General features: G+C 64.4%; 2 protein-coding genes. One reads left to right on the top strand and one right to left on the bottom strand.

All coding sequences use genetic code 11. The annotated features are described in order from the left end of the window. The coding region (locus ROR02_RS14585) for a retron system putative HNH endonuclease (protein WP_147164778.1) at positions 1-658 on the top strand (658 nt) is incomplete at its 5' end. On the opposite strand, the gene ftsY is transcribed toward ROR02_RS14585, so the two are convergent. Further along, the gene (gene ftsY, locus ROR02_RS14590; protein ID WP_456152349.1) at positions 565-1,599 is read right to left on the bottom strand and encodes a signal recognition particle-docking protein FtsY; all 1,035 of its coding nucleotides are present in this window, start codon (positions 1,597-1,599) and stop codon (positions 565-567) included. The genes ROR02_RS14585 and ftsY overlap by 94 nt on opposite strands. Positions 1,600-1,732: the final 133 nt, after the last annotated feature.

Below are 1,732 nucleotides of genomic sequence, written 5' to 3' on the forward strand. Positions count from 1 at the left end.
TCATATTGAGCATTTTTACGCCAGGGGTATTGACGAAGATCAGGTTTTCGTCTGGGAAAATCTTTTTCTCTCGTGCGAAGAGAAAAAACACTGCGGTCATTACAAGGATAGATCAGGCCACCAGACTTATGATCCGTCTTTTCTCATCAAGCCGGACGAAGAAAATCCCGAGGATTTTTTGTTTTTCCATTCCTCTGGAGAAGTTCGGCCCCGGAATAATTTAACCGAAGACGATCGGCGGCGCGCGGAAGAAACCATCCGCGTTTTTGGGCTGAACGCGCCTGTTTTGAAGGGAAAGCGCGCCCAAGCCGCGAAGGGGTTCAGAAAAAGCCTGGAACAGGACCTCGATACCCTCGCTTCCTGGCCCGAGGAAGAACGGCGAGACTACCTTTATTCGGAAATCGAGGCCCGGCGCGGGGAACCCTACGCCACGACTCTCAAGCATTGCCTGCTTGGAAACGGGGGATCCGGGCCAGCCGGGCACCACCCCCCGAAAACACCGCGCTTTGAAACGCGGCCCAACACGCGCCCCCAGCTAAAGGCCGGGGGCGTTGTCGTGAGGGATCAGTGCAGGCGCTCCAGGCCCAGGAGGCTGCGCGCGAAGTCGGTGGCGGTGAAGGGGCGCAAATCCTCGGCGCCTTCGCCCACGCCCACGTAATGAACAGGCAGCTTGAAGCGGTCGGCCAGGGCCACCACCACGCCGCCCTTGGCGGTGCCATCGAGCTTGGTCATCACCAGGCCCGACACGTCGATCATTTCCTGGAACACCTTGACCTGCTGGTGGGCGTTCTGGCCCACGGTCGCGTCCAGGACCTGCAAGCAGGTGTGGGGCACCTCGGGGTCGATCTTGCGCAGCACGCGCACCACCTTCTTCAACTCCTCCATCAGCTCGCTTTTGTTATGCAAGCGGCCGGCGGTGTCGATCAGCAGCACGTCGCAGCCCGCGGCGCGCGCTTGTTCCAGGGCGTCGTAGGCAAGGCCGGCCGCGTCGGCTCCGGTATCGCGGGCGATCACCGGCGAGCCGGTGCGCTCGCCCCAGATCTTGAGCTGCTCCACGGCGGCGGCGCGGAAGGTGTCGCCGGCCGCCAGCATGACCGAGCGGCCCTCGCGCACCAGCTGGTTCGCGATCTTGCCAATGGTCGTGGTCTTGCCCGACCCGTTCACGCCCACCACCAGCACCACGTGCGGCTTCAACGAGGCGTCGATTTCCAGCGGCCGGGCCACGGGTTCAAGGATGGTGGCAACCTCGGTGGCCAGGAACTCACGGATTTCGTCGCCGGAGATGTCCTTGCCAAAGCGGTTTTTCGACAGGGATTCCACCAGCCGGCTCGCGGTTTCCGCCCCAAGGTCGGCGGTGATCAACAGGTCTTCCAGGTCCTCCAGCGCCTCGGCATCCAGCTTGCGCTGGGTGAACAGCGACGAAATCCCTCCGGCCAGCTTGCTCGACGACCGCGAGAGCCCCTCGCGCAGGCGTCCGAAAAAGCCGACCGGTTCGACCTCCTCGGGTTCCGGCTGGGGTTCGGGCTCGGGGGTCGGCGGGAGGTCGAGTACCGGGGCCACCGGCGCCACGACATCCGCTACCGGCGGCTGGACGGGCAGGGGTTCGCGCGCTTCCAGCGGCACGGGGGCGGCCGGCGGCTGGATGGGCAGGGGTTCGCGAGCCTGCGGCTGGATTGGCAAGGGTTCGCGAGCCTGCGGCTCGACTGGCAGAGGTCCGCGAGCCTGCGGCTCG

The organism is Pararhodospirillum oryzae (assembly GCF_007992075.1).
Lineage (GTDB): Bacteria > Pseudomonadota > Alphaproteobacteria > Rhodospirillales > Rhodospirillaceae > Pararhodospirillum > Pararhodospirillum oryzae.